Here is an 18,433-nt window from a genome sequence, read left to right as displayed (position 1 = left end):
CCCTGGAGCGTAGGTGGGTTAAGGCGTGCCGCCGGCGCGGATCAGCGCCAGCACTTCGTGGCAGGCGCCCATGGTGTGGTAGTCGGTCTTGCCCGCCGGACTCTTCTCGTCGTCGTACTTGCGGTTGTCGCGGGTGAGGATGCGGTACCACGCGCCGTAGCGGTGATCCACCAGATGCTGCCACGCATAGGTCCACAGCTTCACGTACCAATCGTCATAGGCGGCCAGGCCGGTGCGCGCGTGCAGCAGCGCGGCGGCGGCGAGCGACTCGGCCTGCACCCAGAAGTACTTGTCGCCGTCGCAGACGGAGCCGTCCGGCGCGAAGCCGTAGCAGATGCCGCCGTGGGTCTCGTCCCAGGCGCGCGCCAGCGCGGTGTCGAACAGGTGGCGGGCGGTCGGCAGCAGCCAGCGTTCCTCGCGGCCGCGTTCGAGCAGCAGTGCCTCCAGGATCAGCAGCAGCTTGGCCCACTCGGTCTGGTGCCCCGGCTGGAAGCCCCACGGCTTGAACAGGTGCCTGGGGTCGTCGCGGTTGTAGTTCCAGTCGATGTTCCAGTGGACGTCGTAGTGTTCCCACACCAGGCCGTCGGCCTTCGCAGCCTGGCGGCGGGTCATGTTGTCGGCCAGGGTGAGCGCGCGTTCGAGGTAGCGCGGCTCGTCGCTGGCCTGGTAGGCCGCCAGCATCGCCTCGCACATGTGCATGTTGGCGTTCTGGCCGCGGTAGCCGGTGAAATTCCACTGCGCGTCGGCCTCGTCGCGGTAGAGGCCGGCGTCGGCGTCCCAGTAGCGCCGTTCCAGCAGCTCCCAGGTCTCGTCCATCCACGGCATGGCCTCGACGATGCCGGCCTTGCGCGCGCTGGCGCAGGCGAGCAGGACGAAGGCGGCGCCGTAGGCGTAGTTGGTGCGGTCGTCCGGCCGGCCGTCGCGGATCGTCCACGCGTAGCCGCCGCTGGCCGCGTCGCGGTGCACCTCGCGCAGGTAGCGCAGGCCGTGCCGCGCGGCGTCGAGGTATTCGCCGCGCAGCCCGGCGGGCTGCTCGAACTCCATCGCCGCCTGCGCGTAGTCGAAGACGAAGCGCGTGCTGCTCACCAGGTGCCGGTGGCTGCGGTCGTAGATCGTGCCGTCGTCCTTGAAGTAATGGAAGAAGCCGCCGGCCGGGTCGATCGCGCGCGGGTGGTAGAACGCCATCGTCTGCGCGACGTGGCCGCGCAGGAACGCTTCGGAGCGGAAGTCGGGGAGGGCGGGCGTGGAACTCATGCGTGGGTTTCCATGAAGGCGGCGACTTCGTCCCGGCCTGGCATGGCCTCGAACGAGCCGCGGCGGGTGACGGTGAGCGCGCCGCAGGCGGCGGCGAAGCGCAGGGCCGCGTGCAGCCGCGGCAGAGCGGCGACCAGGCGGTCGAGCCGGTCGGCGCCGTCGAGCTGCGCGAGCTGGCTCAGCAGGCCGCCGACGAAGGCGTCGCCGGCGGCGGTGCTGTCCACCGCCTCGACCCGGTAGCAGGGCAGCTCGCCCTCGGCGTCCGGGTGGAACCAGCGCAGCGGCCTGTCCGCGTCGGTGACCACCAGCAGCCGCGCGCGGCCGTTCCACAGCCGGTCCAGCGCCGCCTGCTCGCCGTCGACCGCCAGCCAGGCGAACTCCTCGGCGGACAGCTTCACCACGTCGGCCAGGTGCAGCGCCGGCCACAGCAGCGGCCGCGCATCGAGCCCCTCCGGCCACAGCGCCGGGCGCAGGTTGAGGTCGAAGCTGACCAGCGCGCCGGCGGCGCGCGCGCGCCGCATGCCTTCGCGGGTGGCCTCGGCCAGCGCCGGGTCAGTCATGCTGTTGGAGCAGACGTGGAACACGGCCACGCCGTCGAAGGCGGCCGGGCGGAAGTGCTCCGGCCGGAACAGCAGGTCGGCCGACGGGCCGCGGTAGAAGCTGAAGCTGCGCTCGCCGCGCGCATCCAGGGTGACGAAGGCCAGCGCGGTATTCGCCGCGTCGGTGCGGGCGACGTCGTCGGTGCCCACGCCGGCGCGGCGTAGGCTGTCGAGCAGGAAGTCGCCGAACGCGTCGCTGCCGAGCATGCCGGCGAAGCGCGCGGCTTCGCCCAGCCGCGCCGCCGCCACCGCCACGTTGGCCGGCGCACCGCCGGCGAAGGGCACGAAGGAACGGGCGAAGCCGGCGTCGTCGAAGCCCTCGGCGTGGAAGTCGATCAGCGCCTCGCCGAAGCAGAGTATCGGACGGCTCATCGAGCGCCGGCCCCGGCCTGGGGACGCTGGACGGGATCGGGCCGCGAGCCGTTCAGGCCGTAGAACACGATGAAGCCGTAGCACAGCAGCGGCAGCACGAAGGCATGCTGCACGCCGATGCGGTCGGCCAGGAAGCCCTGCGCCAGCGGCACCAGCGCGCCGCCGACGATGGCCATGATCAGCAGGCTGGACGCCTTGCCGGTCAGCGGGCCGAGGCGCTCGATGCCGAGTGCGAAGATGGTCGGGAACATGATCGAGTTGAACAGGCCGATCGCGATCACGCTGACCATGGCCACGTTGCCGTGGCTGAGCATCGTGGTGAGCACCAGCGCCGCGGCCACCGCGGCGAACAGCGCCAGCAGCTTGCGCGGGTCGAGCCAGGCCAGCAGCGCCGAGCCGACCAGCCGGCCCACCATCGCGCCGCCCCAGTAGAACGCGACGTAATGCGCGGCATGCGCCTCGCTGAGGCCGCCGATGCCGGGCAGCGACAGGTAGTTCACCATGAAGCTACCGATCGACACCTCCGCGCCGACATAGAAGAAGATCGCCAGCACGCCGAAGCGCACGTGGCGATGGCGCAGGGCGTCGGCCAGGGTGTGGCGCTCGCGGTCGGCGCGCTCGGTGGTCTCGGTGAGCGCGGGCAGCCGGAACAGCCACACGATCAGCGCCAGCACCAGCAGGGCCACGGCCAGGCCGAGGTAGGGGCCCTGCACCGATTGCGCTTCCTGTACGCGGTAGGCCAGCCGCTCGGGCGGCGACAGCGCGGCGATCTGGCTCGAGCCCAGCACCGTCGAGGAGAGGATCAGCAGGCCGCCGAACAGCGGCGCCAGCGTGGTGCCGAGCGAGTTGAGCGCCTGCGCCAGGGTCAGCCGGCTCGAGCTGGTGCGCTCGGGCCCAAGCAGCGCCACGTACGGGTTGGCCGCCACCTGCAGCAGGGTGATGCCGGTGGCGAGCACGAACAGCGCGGCCAGGAACACCCCGTAGCTGCGCAGTTGCGCGGCGGGCCAGAAGCCCGCCGCGCCGAGGCCGGCCACCACCAGCCCCGTCACGATGCTCTGCTTGTAGCCGAGCCTCGCCACCACCCGCCCGGCCGGCAGCGACATCAGGAAGTACGCGCCGAAGAAGGTGAACTGCACCAGCATCACGCGCGTGTAGTTCAGCTCGAACACCGCCTTCAGGTGCGGGATCAGGATGTCGTTGAGGCAGGTGAGGAAGCCCCACATGAAGAAGATCGTGGTCATCACCCCGAGGGCCATCGGGTAGTCGGTGTAGCGGGTGCCACCGGGCTGGGCGGTGGCGCGCACGGGCGGATTCGGCGAGGCGGCGAAGGCCATGGGAACTCCGGAGGCTGGGGTCAGAGAGGCTAGGATCGGTCGGAAGGCGCGCAACTGCTTTCGCGGATCACCAGTTGCACGGGCACGATGGTATGGCGGGGTTCGGCCTGCGGCTCGCGCAGGCGTTGCAGCAGCAGCTCGGCCGCCTGGCGCCCGCGCGCGCGCGGGGCGGCGGCCAGGGTGGTCAGCGGCGGCGCGCTCAACTGCGCTTCGGCGATGTCGTCGAAGCCGGTCAGCGCGAAATCCCGGCCCGGATGCAGGCCGCGCTGGTTCAGGCCCAGGACCAGGCCCAGCGCCACGGCGTCGTTGTAGCAGACGGCGGCGGTGGGGGCCGGCGCGGCGGCGAACAGGGCGGGGGTCTGGGCGGCCGCGGCCAGCCGGGTCGGCGCGCATTCCACCTGCCAGTGCGGCTCGATCGGCAGGCCGGCGGCCTGCATCGCCTCGGCGTAGCCGGCATGCCGCTGGCGGCACGAGCTGGAATCGCGGTGGCCGCCGAAGAAGGCGATGCGCCGGTGGCCCCGGGCGATCAGGTGCTCGGTGGCGAGGCGGGTGCCGTGCTGGTTGTCCAGGGTGAGGCGGTCCCAGTGCGCGAACTCGGGCAGGCTGCCGCCGAGTTCGCGGTTGAACAGCAGCAGCGGCGTCTGCGCGCCCACCGCGGCGAGCACCTGCGAGGCGTCGCTGTGCTCGGCCGGCGACAGGATGATGCCGGCCGGGCCGTGCTCGATCAGCGAGCCGAGCACGGCCTGCTCGCGCGCCGGCGACTCGTTGGTGCAGCCGAGCAGGGTGACGAAGCCGGCCTCGCCGACCACCTCGTCCACGCCGGCGGCGAATTCCGCGAAGAACGGGTTGGCCAGTTCGTTCAGCACCAGCGCGATGCCGGACGAGGTGCGCCGGCGCAGGTTGGCCGCCATGCGGTTGTAGACGTAGCCTTGCCGGCGCAGTTCCTCTTCGACGCGGGCGCGGGTCTTCCGGTTGACCAGGGGGCTGCCGCGCAGCACCAGGGAAACGGTGGCGCGCGAGACGCCGCACCCGGCCGCAATGTCGCTCAGGGTGATCTTGCGGCGGATTGGCGTGTTGCTTTCCATGGCCGTTGCCTGAATTGGAACGATCCAAATGTAGCCGATCCCGCCGCGGGCGCTCATCACGCAGCGCAACATGCACGACGCGCGGGGCAATGCTAGTTTTGCCTGATTTAGAACGATCCAAATCTGGAGAAGCCCCGATGACCCACGGTCGGTACACCTTGTTGATCGCCGCCATGGCCTGCCTGTCGCCGGGGCTTGCCCTGGGCCTGCCGGACGATGCCGCGCCGGGCCATGCCTCGGCGGTCGATCCGCGCATCGGCACGGGCGGCGACGGCCATACCTTCCCCGGCGCGACGGTGCCGTTCGGGATGGTCCAGTTGTCGCCGGACACCGCGATGCCGGACTTCAAGCACGGCTACAAGTGGGCCGCCGGCTACCAGTACGGCGATTCCAGCATCCTGGGTTTCTCGCATACGCACTTCTCCGGCTCAGGCCACTCCGACCTGGGCGACGTGCTGGTGATGCCGATCGCCGGCGAGGTGAAGACCGAGCCGGGCGACCCGGAGCGGCCGGGCAGCGGCTACCGCTCGCGCTTCTCGCACGACAGCGAGGTGGTGCAGGCCGGCTACTACGCGGTCACCCTGAGCGACTACGGCGTGCGCGCCGAGCTGACCGCCGGCCGCCGGGTCGGCTGGCACCGCTACACCTTCCCGGCGGACAAGCCGGCGCACCTGCTGCTGGACCTGCGCCCGAGCATCTACGACTACCCGGGCAAGGTGCTGTGGTCGAACCTGCAGGCGCATGCCGACGGCACCGTCACCGGCTGCCGCACCACGCGCGGCTGGGCGCCCGGGCGCGAGCTGTGCTTCGCGATGCGCTTCTCGCGGCCGATGGTGTCGCGCGAGCTGACCAACCGCGAGCAGGACGTGCCGTACAAGGGCTTCAAGGGGCCGGGCAACCAGCCGCAGGACAAGGATGCCCAGAACGGCCGCGCCCTGGTCGGGGTGTTCGACTTCGGCAAGCTGGACAAGCCGCTGGAAGTGAAGGTGGCGATCTCGCCGGTGAGCGCGGCCAACGCGGTCGCCAACCTCGACCAGGACGGCAAGGGCTGGGATTTCGACGCCCGCCGCGCCGAGGCGAAAACCGCCTGGGACAAGGCGCTGGCGGTGGTCGACATCGATGCGCCGGCGGCGGCGCAGACCCAGTTCTACACCGCGCTGTACCACGCCATGCTGTCGCCCACGCTGAGCATGGACGCGAACGGCGAGTACCGCGGCCCGGACCATGCGGTGCACACGGCGAAGGACTTCGAGTTCTATTCCACCTGGTCGCTGTGGGACGTGTACCGCGCACAGCAGCCGCTGATGGTGCTGCTCAACCCCGGCCGCAGCACGGACTTCATCCGCTCGCTGGTCGCCGCGCGCAAGGCCAGCCCGTTCGGCATCCTGCCGGTATGGGCGTACCAGGGCCTGGAGACCTGGTGCATGATCGGCTACCACGCCGTGCCGGTGATCGCCGACGCCTACGTCAAGGGCGTGCGCGGCTTCGACGCCGGCAAGGCGCTGGACGCGATGGTCGCCAGCGCCACCTATGCGCCTTACGGCGGCCTGGGCGACTACATGAAGCTCGGCTACGTGCCGATCGACAAGGAGCCCGAGGGCGCCTCCAAGACGCTCGAATACGCCTACGACGACTGGTCGCTGGCGCAGATGGCCCGGGCGATGGGCCGCCGGGGCGTCGCCGCCACGTTCGAGAAGCGCGCAGGCAACTGGCGCAACGCCTGGGACGCGAAGACCGGCTACATGCGCGCGCGCAAGAGCGACGGCAGCTTCCGCGAGCCGTTCGATCCCAGCGTGGCCGGCTACGGCAGCGACTACACCGAGGGCAACGCGTTCCAGTATTCCTGGTACGTGCCGCAGGACGTGCCGGGGCTGATCCGGGCGATGGGCGGCGCGGCGAAATTCGTCGCCAAGCTCGACGGCGTGTTCGACGCCAAGGTCGATCCGGCGCACTTCAAGCACGTCGAGGACATCACCGGCCTGATCGGCTGGTACGCCCACGGCAACGAGCCCAGCCACCACCTGGCCTACCTGTACGACTACGCCGGCGCGCCGTGGAAGACCCAGCAGCGGCTGAAGCAGATCATGGAGAGCCAGTACGCGGCGCGCCCGGACGGCCTGGCCGGCAACGACGACCTCGGCCAGATGTCGGCGTGGTACGTGTTCACCGCGCTCGGCTTCTACCCGGTGGCGCCGGCCAGCGACGCCTACGCGATCGGCCGGCCGTTCGTGGCGAAGGCCACGCTGCACCTGTCCAACGGCAAGGACTTCACGGTCACCGCCGCGCCGCTGGACGACGCGCACCCCTATGTCGGCGCGGTCACCCTCGACGGCAAGCCGCTGCGCGGCAGCGTGTTGCGCCACGCGCAGATCCTTGCCGGCGGCGAGCTGCACTTCAGCATGCAGGCCGAGCCCGCGCGGCCGTGAAATCCGCGGTCCGGCGCCTTGCCGCGGGCCGGTGCCCGGCCCATTTCCGCATGGGCCGCGGGCACCGGGTGACGGATCGTCCAGACATGGCAGAATGCGGGGCATGCCGGTAAGGGCAGGTCGGCGGTACGAGGTGACATGAGAAACACGGTGGCACTGCGCTGGCGCGCAATCGGCCTGCTGGTCGCGGTCTTCGTGGTCGTGGCCTTGACCTATTTCGTCATGCGCAACAGCGCCAGCGCGGCGCTGGAGGCGGCGACCTGGGTCAACCATTCGGCGGAGGTGAAATCGGTCACCTACCAGATCGCCAACCTCGACCGGAACCGCGAAGCCGCGGTCTACCGGGTGCTGGACGGCGAAGACCTGGGACTGGCCAGGGCGCAGATCGAGGCCGGCGCCGCGCAGATACCCGCGCTGCTGCGCGCGCTGCGCCGGCAGACCGTCGACAACGAGGACCAGCAGGCCCGCATCGGCGCGCTGGAGACCACGGTCAGCGGCCGCACCGTGCTGATCGACCACGCGATGGCGCAGTTCGCCGCCGGCGACCGCGCGGCGGCGGTCGCGTCGATGCGCAACGCGGCCACGCTCTTCCACGTGCAGGAAGTGATCGACAGCATCGTGAAGGACGAGGACGGGCTGCTCGACGCGCGCCGCGAGGCCGCGACGCGCAGGCTGCGCAACAACCAGTGGGTGATGGGGATCAGCGCGCTGGCCGAGGTGCTGCTGCTGACCATCATCGTGCTGGTGTCCGAGCGGCAGATCGGCCAGCGCCTGCGCGCCGAGGCCAGCGAAAGCCAGGCGGTGCGCCGCTCGCAGCTCATCCTGCAGGCGGTGCGCGAGCCGATCGCCCTGCTCGACGCGCAGTTGGGCATCCTGCTGGTGAACAACGCCTTCAGCGAGCTGTACGGCCTGCCGCAGGAGGATCGGCGCGAGGTGCAGCCGCTGGTCGGGGTCGGCGAAGGCGCCTGGAACGACGGCGCCCTGCTGCAGCGCCTGCGCGACGTGCTGCTGCGCGACCGCGAGCTGTGGGACTACGAACTGGTGCAGCGCACCGTGGACGGCGTCCAGCGGCACCTGGTGATCAACGCGCGGCGCATGCAGCAGCAGGACGGCGACCCGCCGGTGCTGCTGCTGACCATCAGCGACATGACCGTGCGCGCGCTCGCCGAGCAGCAGGTGAACGAGCTGAACCGCCAGTTGGAAGGCAAGATCGAGCAGATCTCCGACGTGAACCGCGAGCTGGAGGCCTTCAGCTATTCGGTGTCGCACGACCTGCGCGCGCCGCTGCGCCACATCGCCGGCTTCGCCGGCAAGCTGGAGCAGCACCTGGGCGACCGCGTCGACGACAAGGCGCGGCACTACCTGGACGTGATCGGCAGCGCGGCGCAGCGCATGGCCCAGCTCATCGACGACCTGCTGGTGTTCTCGCGGCTGGGCCGCGGCGCGCTGCGGCTGCAGTCGGTGGACATGCAGACGCTGGTCAGCGAGGCGCGCGCGCTGGTGGAGCCGGACGCCGACGAGCGCCGGATCGAATGGAAGATCTCGCCGCTGCCGGTGGTGGTGGGCGACGAGAACATGCTTCGCACGGTGTGGCAGAACCTGCTCGGCAACGCGGTCAAGTACACCGGCCAGTGCGAGGTGGCGCGCATCGGCGTGGACGTGAAGCGCAACGATCGCGGCGACTACGAGTTCACCGTGTCCGACAACGGCGCCGGCTTCGACATGCAGTACGCCGACAAGCTGTTCGGCGTATTCCAGCGCTTGCACCGGGCCTCGGAATTCCCCGGCAACGGCATCGGCCTGGCCAACGTGCGCCGCATCATCGCGCGCCACGGCGGCAAGACCTGGGCCGAGGCGGAACCGGGCAAGGGCGCAAGCTTCCACTTTTCCATGCCTGTCGAGGCAGGCGCTTCAACCAAGTCGGGGATTCGATGAAAAACCGCTACATCCGCACCATTCTGCTGGTCGAGGACAGCATGGCCGACGCCGAGATGGCGATGGACGCGCTGCGCGAGGCCAACCTGGCCAACCCGGTCGTACACGTCGAGGACGGCGTGGACTGCCTGGACTACATCTATTGCCGCGGACAGTGGGAAGGGCGCGAGCCGTTCGACCCGGCGGTGGTGCTGCTGGACATCAAGATGCCGCGGATGAACGGGCTGGACGTGCTCACCCAACTGCGCGCCGACGAGCGCATGCGGCGCCTGCCGGTGGTGATCCTGTCGTCCTCGCGCGAGGAAAGCGACCTGGCGCGAAGCTGGGACCTGGGCGTCAACGCGTACGTGATCAAGCCGGTGGACGTGGCCCAATTCTTCGAGGCAGTGCGTACACTGGGGCAGTTCTGGGCAGTACTCAATCAGGCGCCCGACAAGGACTGAAGGGCGGCTAGGAACAAGGCAGGGCGCGGGGGGCGCCCGACCGTTGCATGGCGCAAGCCAGAGAACCACACATGCCAAACAGGCAGAATCGTGCATTGCCGACCATCCGCATCCTGCAGGTCGAGGACAACGCGCTCGACGCGGAACTGGTGCTGGCCGAACTCAACGCGGACGGCATTTCCTACGACGTGCGCCTGGTCGACGACGAGCAGGGCTTCGTCGATGCGCTGGAGCACTTCAAGCCGCAGGTGGTGCTGTCGGACCTGAGCCTGCCCGGGTTCTCCGGCCAGCGCGCGCTGGAGCTGCTGCGCCGGCACGACGAGGACACCCCGTTCATCTTCGTCTCGGCGACCCTCGGCGAGGAGGCGGCGATCGAGGCGCTGCGCAACGGCGCCACCGACTACATCCTCAAGCAGAACCCGGCGCGGCTGGCCAGCGCGGTGCGGCGCGCGCTGGCCGAGGCCGCGGCGGTGCAGGCCAAGCGCCGTGCGGAGGAGGAGATGATCCGCGCGCAGCGCTTCGAGAGCCTGGCGATGCTTGCCGGCGGCCTGAGCCACGACCTGCGCAACCTGCTGCAGCCCCTGCTGCTGGCCGGCGACAGCCTGCAGGACTACCAGGACGACCCGCGCCTGGCGCGGCTGGGCACGCTGGTGCGCGACTGCGGCCGGCGCGGCCTGCAGATGGTGCAGTCGATGCTGTCGTTCGCGCGCGGCGCGCGGCGCGCGGAGCAGGTCCGGCTGGGCGCGCTGCTGGACGCGCTGGGCCTGCTGCTGCAGGGCAGCGTGCCGCGCGCGGTGACGATGGAAATGGCGATGGAAGACGCCGAGCTCTCGTTCGAGGGCAACCATACCGAGCTGCAGCAGTGCCTGCTCAACCTGTGCCTCAACGCGATCCAGGCGATGCCCGACGGCGGCCGCCTGCGGATCGGCACGACGCAGTGCGAGCTGCCGCCGGATTTCTTCATGCCCGAGGAGCAGCCGCATGCGGGCCGCTACTTGCGGATCACCGTGGCCGACACCGGCGTGGGCATGTCGCAGGAAACCCTGCGGCGCCTGTTCGAGCCGTTCTTCACCACCAAGGAGAACGGCACCGGGCTTGGCCTGCTGTCGTGCAAGCGCATCGTCGCCAGCCACGGCGGCGTGATGCGGGTGGAGAGCACGCCCGGCGAGGGCACGTGCTTCCACCTCTACATCCCGCTGGAGGAACTGGAGAACGACCGGGCCGAGCTCGACGCCGACGGCCTGCAGGGCCAGGCCGAGCACGTGCTGGTGGTGGTGGAGGAGGCCGGGCAGTTGTCGATGCTGGTGGATGCCCTGGCCAGCTACGGCTACCAGGCGCACGCCAGCCAGAGCGGCACCGCGGCGCTGCAGTGGATCGAGGCGTACGGCCTGCCGGACCTGGTGGTGATGGATGCGGAGATGAACCTGTTCACCGGCGTGCGCACGCTGGCGGCGCTGCTCGAGCACGGCTACCGGCAGGGGGTGATCCTGCTGGCGCACCCGGACGCGCCGCCGGACCTGGAGGAACTGCCCGCGCTGGAGCGGCTGCACATCGTGGACAAGCCGGTGCGCGTGCGCACCCTGCTGCGCACGATGCGCAAGGCGCTGGTGGCCGAAGAGGCGCGGCCGTAGCGGGCGGTCAGTCGATGCCGAGCTTCTTCAGCTTGTAGCGCAGCGCGCGGAAGGTGATGCCGAGCTTCTTCGCCGCGGCGGTCTTGTTGTAGCGCGACTCTTCCAGCGCCTTGATGATCGCCGTGCGCTCGAGGTTGCTGATGTAGTCGTCCAGCGGCACGTCGCCGCCGGGGGCGGTGGCGTGGCCGCCCGGCATCGCCGGCGCCGCGGCCGGTACGCCGGGCTGGGGCGCGGCGTGCGCCGCGGCCGGCTCGCCCGGGTGGCGCAGCGGGCGCTGCGGCAGCATCAGGTCGATGGCGTCGATGCTGTCGCCCTCGCACATCGCCATCGCGCGCTCGAGGATGTTCTCCAGCTCGCGCACGTTGCCGGGGAAGTCGTAGTCCTCCAGCGCCAGCCTGGCCGCCGGCAGCAGGTGCCCGGGCGCGGTGCCGCTCTTGGCGGCGAGCTGGCGCAGGATGAAGGCGGCCAGCAGCGGCACGTCGCCGCGCCGCTCGCGCAGCGGCGGCACGCGCAGCTCGATCACGTTGATGCGGTAGAACAGGTCCTGGCGGAACTGGCCCTGCTCGACCAGTTGGCCGAGGTTCTTGTGGGTGGCCGACAGGATGCGCACGTCCACCGGCACTTCCTCGCGCGCGCCGATCGGGCGCACCGCCTTCTCCTGGATCGCGCGCAGCAGCTTCACCTGCATGTGCAGCGGCAGCTCGGCCACCTCGTCGAGGAACAGGGTGCCGCCGTGCGCGGCCTGGAACAGGCCCTCCTTGTCGGCGCCGGCGCCGGTGAAGCTGCCCTTGCGATGGCCGAAGAACTCGCTTTCCATCAGCTCGGACGGGATCGCGCCGCAGTTCACCGGCACGAACGGGCCGCCGGCGCGCGGGCCCTGCTCGTGGATCAGCCGGGCCACCAGCTCCTTGCCCACGCCCGATTCGCCGGCAATGTAGACCGGCGCCTGGTTGCGCGCGAGCTTGGCGATGGTGGCGCGCACCTGCTGCATGGCCGGGGAGTCGCCGATCAGCCGGTCGGACGAGTCGCCCGCCTTGGCCGGGCCGCCGCCGCTGCGGCGTTCCTCGGCCAGCTTCAGCGCGGTGCGCACCAGCCGGCGCAGCATCTGGATGTCCACCGGCTTGGAGACGAAGTCGAACGCCCCTGCCTTGAGCGCGTTCACCGCGGCGTCGACGTTGCCGTAGGCGGTGATCATCGCCACCGGCGTGTCGGGGTGGCTGGCGGCGATCAGCTCGACGATCTCGTGGCCGGTGCCGTCGGGCAGGCGCATGTCGGTGAAGCACAGGTCGTAGCTGCGCTCGCCCAGCGCCCGCCGGGCCTCGGCCACGGTGCCGACCGCATCGACCTGCAGATCCATCCGCCCCAGCGTGATGGTGAGCAGCTCGCGGATGTCGCGCTCGTCGTCGATGACCAGAACGGTCTGTGCAGTCATGGGCAGCCTGGAATCTCGCGGTTAACGCCCGAAGGGTACTAGGGCAGGCCGAAAGGTCAACGCATGGCGGCGCGGGCGCCGTCGGCAGGGTCGGACGGATGGCGCGCCGGCGGCGTCAGCACCAGCCGGAAACAACTGCCGCCGCCGGCCACGCGCACGTATTCCAGCGCCGCCTGGTTGGCCTCGCTCATCTGCCGGGCCAGGTACAGGCCCAGGCCGGTGCCGTATTCGTGGGTGGTGTAGAACGGCTCGAAGATCTGCGCGGCCACCTTGGGCGCGATGCCGGGGCCGCGGTCGATCACCTCCAGCAGCGGGACGCCGTGCTCGCCGTGGCGCACCACCACCATCACCCGCGCCGGCTCGCCCGGCATGCGGCCGTAGCGCAGCGCGTTCTGCACCAGGTTCCACAGCACCTGCTGCAACTGCTGCGGGTCGGCCACGGCGGCCACCGGCGAGCCGGTGTGGATCACCTTCAGCGAGTCGCCGCCGATGTCGTTGCCCTGCTTGTATTCGTCCACGAAGGCGTGCGCCCAGCGGCCCAGGTCCAGCGTCTCCGGGCGCGAGCGCTCGCGCCGCGACAACTGCAGGATGTTCTCGATGATCTCGTTGAGCCGCACGCAGTGGTTGTTGATGATCTCCACCATGCGGCTGTCGGAGGGGTTCATGTCGGTCGATTCGGCCAGCAACTGCGCCGAATAGCGGATCGCCGCCAGCGGGTTCCTGATCTCGTGCGCGATCGAGGCGGACAGCCGGCCGAGCGAGGACAGGGTCAGTTCCTCCGCGCGGCGCGACAGCAGCGAGGTGTCGTCCAGGAAGATCAGCACGTGCGAATCGTCGCTGGGCGCCAGGCGGGAGAAGCGCGGCACCACCTCGGGCACGCCGTCGGCGAGCTGGGTGGCGGTCTCGTCGAGCTTGCCCGAGGTCATCCAGTGGTACAGCCGGCGCGACAGCTCCGGCGCGAGCCGGCCCAGGTCGCGCTGGTCGGCGGAGGGGTTGCCCAGCAGCATCCAGGCCGACTCGTTGATCTGGTGGATGCGGTTGGCGTCGTCCACCAGCAGCACGCCGGTCTTCATGCGGCGGATGATCAGCTCGTTGACCTGCGACAGGTTGGCCAGGTCGGTGCTGCGCTGTTCGGCCAGCGCCTCGGTGGCGCGCAACTGGCGCCCCAGCACGTGGCACAGGGTGGTGCTGGCGAAGTAGGCCAGGCCGAACAGGCCCGATTCGAGCAGCTCCGGCGAGGCGTCGACCTGCGACGTCTCCGCCAGGGTATGGCCGAGCATGCCCAGGGTGGCCATGGCGGCGAAGAAGCAGGACAGCCGCAGCGGCAGGACCAGCGCGCCGGCGCTCAGGTTCACCGCCAGCATCATGGCGATGCCGATGCGCGCGTCGTGCATCATGGTGACGGCCATCACCGCCGCGGCGATGTCCACCACCAGGGTGGCCGACACCGTCAGCTTGGCGTACGGCATCAGCCGCCGGGTGAGCAGCAGCACCCCCAGCGCGAACATCAGGTACAGCAGCGACATGCCGTGGGCGAAGTCGGGCTGGTTCAGCTTGGGCCATTCCAGCCCGGGCGGGCTGAAGGCCAGGCCGATGTAGACCAGCGCCTGCGCCATGCGGAAGTAGTTGAGGAAGAACAGCTCATGGCGCACCGCCACGGCGGCCGGACGGGCGCTGGGGAAGGCGGGCGCGACGGTATTGGACACGTGGACTCCCCCGCGGCGGGCATGCGATCGAGGCGCCCAGTATAGAAGCCCCGCGGCCCGTTCCTGCGCGGCCCGGGCGGGTGCGGGCGGTGGCCGCGGACGGCGCGCCCCTTTCCATCGGGGCCCGGTTCCGCGAAAATACCGGGCCGTATTGCGCAGTTCTCGCCTGGATGACCCCCGGCAGCGGCGCACTGCATGCCGGCAGCGCGTCGTGAACCGCCGTCCGATTCCCTCAAGGCCCGTGCGGCTCCGGTCGCGTGCGGTCCCTACGTTTCCCCCGTTCACTCGAGGTATCGAATGAATTTCCACGAGTACCAGGCCAAAGAGCTGTTCGCGCAGTACGGTATCGCCGTACCGCCGGGCAAGGTTGCCAATTCCCCCGACGCCGCCGTCGACGCCGCCAAGCACCTCGGCGGCTCGCAGTGGATGGTCAAGGCGCAGATCCACGCAGGCGGCCGCGGCAAGGCCGGCGGCGTGAAGTTCTGCAAGAGCCTCGACGACGTCCGCGCCGCCGCCAAGGGCATGCTCGGCACCCACATGGAAACCTACCAGTCCGCCGGCCGCGCGCTGCCGGTGAACCTGGTGCTGGTGACCGACGCCACCGACATCGCCAAGGAGCTGTACCTGTCGATCCTGGTGGACCGCGACAGCAAGGCCGTCTCGTTCATCGCCTCCAAGCACGGCGGCGTGGACATCGAGCAGGTCGCCAAGGACACCCCGGAAGACATCCACACCATCGTGGTGGACTTCGTCGAGGGCCTGCAGCCGTACCAGTGCCGCCAGCTCGGCTTCGCGATGGACCTCAACGCCAAGCAGGTCGGCCAGCTGACCAAGATCATGCTGGGCCTGTACAAGCTGTTCAACGAGAAGGACCTGGCCCTGGTCGAGCTGAACCCGCTCGCCATCCTCGAAGACGGCAACCTCGCCGCGCTCGACGGCAAGGTCAACTCCGACGACAATGCCGAGTTCCGCCACCCGGACCTGGCCGCGATGCGCGACCTGAGCCAGGAAGACGCCGCCGAAGCCGCGGCCGTGCAGCACAACCTCAACTACGTGACCATGGACGGCACCATCGGCTGCATGGTCAACGGCGCCGGCCTGGCGATGGCGACCATGGACGTGATCAAGCTGGCGGGCGGCGAGCCGGCCAACTTCCTCGACGTGGGCGGCGGCGCCACCAAGGAGCGCGTCACCGAGGCGTTCAAGCTGATCCTCTCCTCCGACAAGGTGAAGGCCATCCTGGTCAACATCTTCGGCGGCATCGTGCGTTGCGACCTGATCGCCGAGGGCATCATCGCCGCGGTGAAGGAAGTGGGCCTGACCATCCCCGTCGTGGTGCGCCTGCAGGGCACCAACGTGGAACTGGGCCGCGAGCTGCTGGCCAATTCCGGCCTGGCGATCACGCCGGCCGACGATCTCAACGACGCGGCGCAGAAAGCCGTGGCTGCGGCCAAGGCCTGAGGAGCAATCGAACCATGAGCGTTTTGGTCAACAAGAACACCAAGGTGATCGTGCAGGGCTTCACCGGCCAGCAGGGCACCTTCCACGCGCAGCAGGCGCTGGACTACGGCACCAAGGTCGTCGGCGGCGTCACCCCGGGCAAGGGCGGCAGCGAGCACATCGGCCTGCCGGTCTTCAATTCGGTCGACGAGGCGGTCGTCGAGACCGGCGCCGACGCGTCGGTGATCTTCGTGCCGCCGCCGTTCGCGGCCGACTCGATCCTCGAGGCGATCGACGCCGGCATCAAGGTGATCGTGGCGATCACCGAGGGCATCCCGGTGCTGGACATGCTGCGCGTCAAGAACGTGCTGGCGCAGCATCCGGAAACCGTGCTGATCGGGCCGAACTGCCCCGGCATCATCACCCCGGGCGAGTGCAAGATCGGCATCATGCCGGGCCACATCCACCAGCCGGGCAAGGTCGGCATCGTCTCGCGCTCCGGCACGCTGACCTATGAAGCCGTGTTCCAGACCACCAACGAGGGCCTGGGCCAGTCCACCTGCATCGGCATCGGCGGCGACCCGATCAACGGCCTGAACTTCATCGACTGCCTGAAGCTGTTCCAGGACGATCCGCAGACCGAGGGCATCATCATGGTCGGCGAGATCGGCGGCAGCGCCGAGGAAGACGCCGCCGAGTTCATCGGCGAGTACGTCACCAAGCCGGTGGTCTCCTTCATCGCCGGCGCCTCGGCCCCGGCCGGCAAGCGCATGGGCCACGCCGGCGCGATCATCTCCGGCGGCAAGGGCACCGCCGCGGCGAAGTTCGCCGCGCTGGAGAAGGGCGGCGTCACCACCGTGAAGTCGCCTGCCGACCTGGGCAAGACGCTCGCCAAGCTGATGAAGTAAGCCGGCCGCAGCGCGTAAAATGCGAAGGCCGCGGCGCATCCCGCCGCGGCCTTCGTCATTTCTGGAGCACGACCATGGCAAGGCTGCGTTTCGCGCTGGCCCAGTTCGATTTCGCGGTGGGCGCGGTGGCGGCGAATGCCGCCAAGATCGGCGACCTGGTCGCGCAGGCGCGCACCGGCGGCGCCGACCTGGTGGCGTTCCCGGAGCTGGCCCTGAGCGGCTATCCGCCGGAGGACCTGCTGCTGCGGCCGAGCTTCCTCGCCGCCTGCGAAAGCGAGTTGGACGCCCTGGCCGCGGCCACCGACGGCGTCGCCGCGCTGGTCGGCCACCCGCACAGCGAAGGCGAGGTGTACAACGCCGCCAGCCTGCTGCGCGACGGCCGGATCGAAGTGACCGCGCACAAGCAGGCGTTGCCCAACTACGGCGTGTTCGACGACAAGCGCTATTTCCGTCCCGGCCACGAGACGGTCACCGCGATGGTCGGCGGCGTGCGGGTCGGCCTGCTGGTCTGCGAGGACGTGTGGCAGCCCGAGCCGGCGGCGCAGGCCGCGGCGGCCGGCGCCGAGCTGATCGTGGTGATCAACGCCTCGCCGTGGGACGACGCCAAGCAGGCCGCGCGCGAGGCCGTGCTGCAGGCGCGCGCCCGCGAGACCGGCTGCGCGTTCGCCTATCTCAACCTGGTCGGCGGCCAGGACGAGGTGGTCTACGACGGCGCCTCGCTGCTGGTGGACGGCGACGGCAGCATCGCCGCGCGCGCGCCGGCCTTCGTCGACGCGCTGCTGTGGGCCGAGTTCGACCCGGCCGCGCGCACGCTGCACGCCGAAGGCTGGCCGGTGGCGCAGGACGCCTGCGCCGAGGCCGTGCTCTACGCCGCGCTGGTGCGCGGCGTCCGCGACTACATCGACAAGAACGGCTTCCCGGGCGTGCTGCTGGGCCTGTCCGGCGGCATCGACTCGGCGCTGACCCTGGCGCTGGCGGTGGACGCGCTGGGCGCCGACCGGGTCACCGCGGTGATGATGCCCACCCGCTACACATCGCAGCTGTCGCTGGACGGCGCACGCGCCCAGGCCGAGCGGCTCGGCGTGGAGTACCACGTGATCGACATCGAGGCGACGTATCGATCGTTCGTCGCCGCGCTGACTCCCGCCTTCGCCGGCAAGGCCGCCGACACCACCGAGGAGAACCTGCAGTCGCGCACCCGCGGCGTGATGCTTATGGCGCTCTCCAACAAGCACGGCCGGCTGCTGCTGGCGACCGGCAACAAGAGCGAGATGGCGGTCGGCTACGCCACCCTGTACGGCGACATGTGCGGCGCCTACGCGCCGCTGAAGGACGTGTACAAGACGGCGGTGTACCGGTTGGCGCGGTGGCGCAATGGGGCCGGGATTCGGGATTTGGGATTCGGGATTCGCAGAGACGCCTCCTCGCCGGAGGGGAGCTTTTCACGAATCCCGAATCCCGAATCCCCAATCCCGGAAGAAGTCATCGACCGCCCCCCCTCGGCCGAGTTGCGCGACAACCAGACCGACCAGGATTCGCTGCCCGCCTACGACGAGCTGGACGCGATCCTGGCGCGCTTCATCGAGGGCGAGCAGTCGCAGGCGGAGATCGCCGCGCAGGGCTTCCACGCCGATACCGTGCGCCGCGTGGTGCGGCTGGTGCTGCTGAACGAGTTCAAGCGGCGGCAGTCGGCCCCGGGACCGCGCGTGACGACCCGCGCGTTCGGGCGCGAGCGGCGGTATCCGATTACGTCGGGCTGGCGCTGATGCGGGCCGAACCGCAAGGAATGCGCCGTGGGCGCGAATGCTCTTTCGGTTCTGCGGGGGCACCCATGCGGCCCGGGTTATCTGCTCGTCCAAACGGCCCGG

The 18,433-nt window shown here is 70.2% G+C and carries 13 protein-coding genes; 7 read left to right on the top strand and 6 right to left on the bottom strand.

Annotation, left to right across the window (positions count from 1 at the left end; all coding sequences use genetic code 11):
- Positions 1 to 18 precede the first annotated feature (18 nt).
- The 4 genes from ASG87_RS18435 to ASG87_RS18420 form a co-directional block, all read right to left on the bottom strand.
- Positions 19 to 1,254: an AGE family epimerase/isomerase gene (locus ASG87_RS18435; RefSeq protein ID WP_056008679.1), complete on the bottom strand. Its 1,236-nt coding sequence runs from the start codon at positions 1,252 to 1,254 to the stop codon at positions 19 to 21.
- Positions 1,251 to 2,225, bottom strand: coding sequence for a carbohydrate kinase (locus tag ASG87_RS18430; protein ID WP_056008677.1), 975 nt, complete (start codon positions 2,223 to 2,225; stop codon positions 1,251 to 1,253). Before ASG87_RS18430 ends, ASG87_RS18435 begins: the two co-directional genes overlap by 4 nt.
- Complete coding sequence (gene fucP, locus ASG87_RS18425; protein ID WP_235499696.1) at positions 2,222 to 3,481, bottom strand: L-fucose:H+ symporter permease; 1,260 nt, start codon at positions 3,479 to 3,481, stop codon at positions 2,222 to 2,224. Before fucP ends, ASG87_RS18430 begins: the two co-directional genes overlap by 4 nt.
- 107 nt (positions 3,482 to 3,588) lie before the next feature.
- Positions 3,589 to 4,644 (bottom strand): LacI family DNA-binding transcriptional regulator, encoded by a 1,056-nt coding sequence (locus ASG87_RS18420; RefSeq protein ID WP_056008673.1) that lies wholly within the window; start codon positions 4,642 to 4,644, stop codon positions 3,589 to 3,591.
- Between the two features lie 173 nt (positions 4,645 to 4,817).
- On the opposite strand from ASG87_RS18420, the gene ASG87_RS18415 reads away from it, so the two are divergent.
- The 4 genes from ASG87_RS18415 to ASG87_RS18400 all read left to right on the top strand — a co-directional run bounded on the left by ASG87_RS18415 (position 4,818) and on the right by ASG87_RS18400 (position 11,079).
- Complete coding sequence (locus ASG87_RS18415; protein ID WP_056009154.1) at positions 4,818 to 7,070, top strand: GH92 family glycosyl hydrolase; 2,253 nt, start codon at positions 4,818 to 4,820, stop codon at positions 7,068 to 7,070.
- Between the two features lie 138 nt (positions 7,071 to 7,208).
- Positions 7,209 to 9,005, top strand: a complete 1,797-nt coding sequence (locus ASG87_RS18410; protein ID WP_056008670.1) for an ATP-binding protein — start codon at positions 7,209 to 7,211, stop codon at positions 9,003 to 9,005.
- Positions 9,002 to 9,448: a response regulator gene (locus ASG87_RS18405; RefSeq protein ID WP_056008667.1), complete on the top strand. Its 447-nt coding sequence runs from the start codon at positions 9,002 to 9,004 to the stop codon at positions 9,446 to 9,448. Before ASG87_RS18410 ends, ASG87_RS18405 begins: the two co-directional genes overlap by 4 nt.
- A gap of 71 nt (positions 9,449 to 9,519) precedes the next feature.
- The gene (locus ASG87_RS18400) at positions 9,520 to 11,079 is read left to right on the top strand and encodes a response regulator (protein WP_200949142.1); all 1,560 of its coding nucleotides are present in this window, start codon (positions 9,520 to 9,522) and stop codon (positions 11,077 to 11,079) included.
- A 7-nt stretch (positions 11,080 to 11,086) separates the two neighbouring features.
- Here the strand turns inward: ASG87_RS18400 and ASG87_RS18395 are convergent, their stop codons facing one another.
- Together ASG87_RS18395 and ASG87_RS18390 are read right to left on the bottom strand one after the other, a co-directional pair.
- Positions 11,087 to 12,511, bottom strand: a complete 1,425-nt coding sequence (locus ASG87_RS18395; protein ID WP_056008661.1) for a sigma-54 dependent transcriptional regulator — start codon at positions 12,509 to 12,511, stop codon at positions 11,087 to 11,089.
- Between the two features lie 56 nt (positions 12,512 to 12,567).
- Entirely contained in the window at positions 12,568 to 14,127 is a 1,560-nt protein-coding gene (locus ASG87_RS18390; RefSeq protein WP_082583090.1) for an ATP-binding protein, read from the bottom strand.
- A gap of 387 nt (positions 14,128 to 14,514) precedes the next feature.
- Between ASG87_RS18390 and sucC the strand changes: the two genes are divergently transcribed.
- The 3 genes from sucC to ASG87_RS18375 all read left to right on the top strand — a co-directional run bounded on the left by sucC (position 14,515) and on the right by ASG87_RS18375 (position 18,331).
- A complete protein-coding gene (sucC, locus tag ASG87_RS18385) occupies positions 14,515 to 15,678 on the top strand; it encodes an ADP-forming succinate--CoA ligase subunit beta (RefSeq protein WP_056008655.1) in 1,164 nt (387 codons plus the stop codon).
- Between the two features lie 14 nt (positions 15,679 to 15,692).
- The gene (gene sucD / locus ASG87_RS18380) at positions 15,693 to 16,565 is read left to right on the top strand and encodes a succinate--CoA ligase subunit alpha (RefSeq protein ID WP_056008652.1); all 873 of its coding nucleotides are present in this window, start codon (positions 15,693 to 15,695) and stop codon (positions 16,563 to 16,565) included.
- A 74-nt stretch (positions 16,566 to 16,639) separates the two neighbouring features.
- The gene (locus tag ASG87_RS18375; RefSeq protein WP_056008650.1) at positions 16,640 to 18,331 is read left to right on the top strand and encodes an NAD+ synthase; all 1,692 of its coding nucleotides are present in this window, start codon (positions 16,640 to 16,642) and stop codon (positions 18,329 to 18,331) included.
- Positions 18,332 to 18,433: the final 102 nt, after the last annotated feature.

Origin of the sequence: Frateuria sp. Soil773 (assembly GCF_001428405.1) — a bacterium.
Lineage (GTDB): Bacteria > Pseudomonadota > Gammaproteobacteria > Xanthomonadales > Rhodanobacteraceae > LMSL01.
The sequence above is the reverse complement of the archived record's forward strand: the minus strand, read 5'-3'. Positions and strand labels throughout refer to the sequence as shown.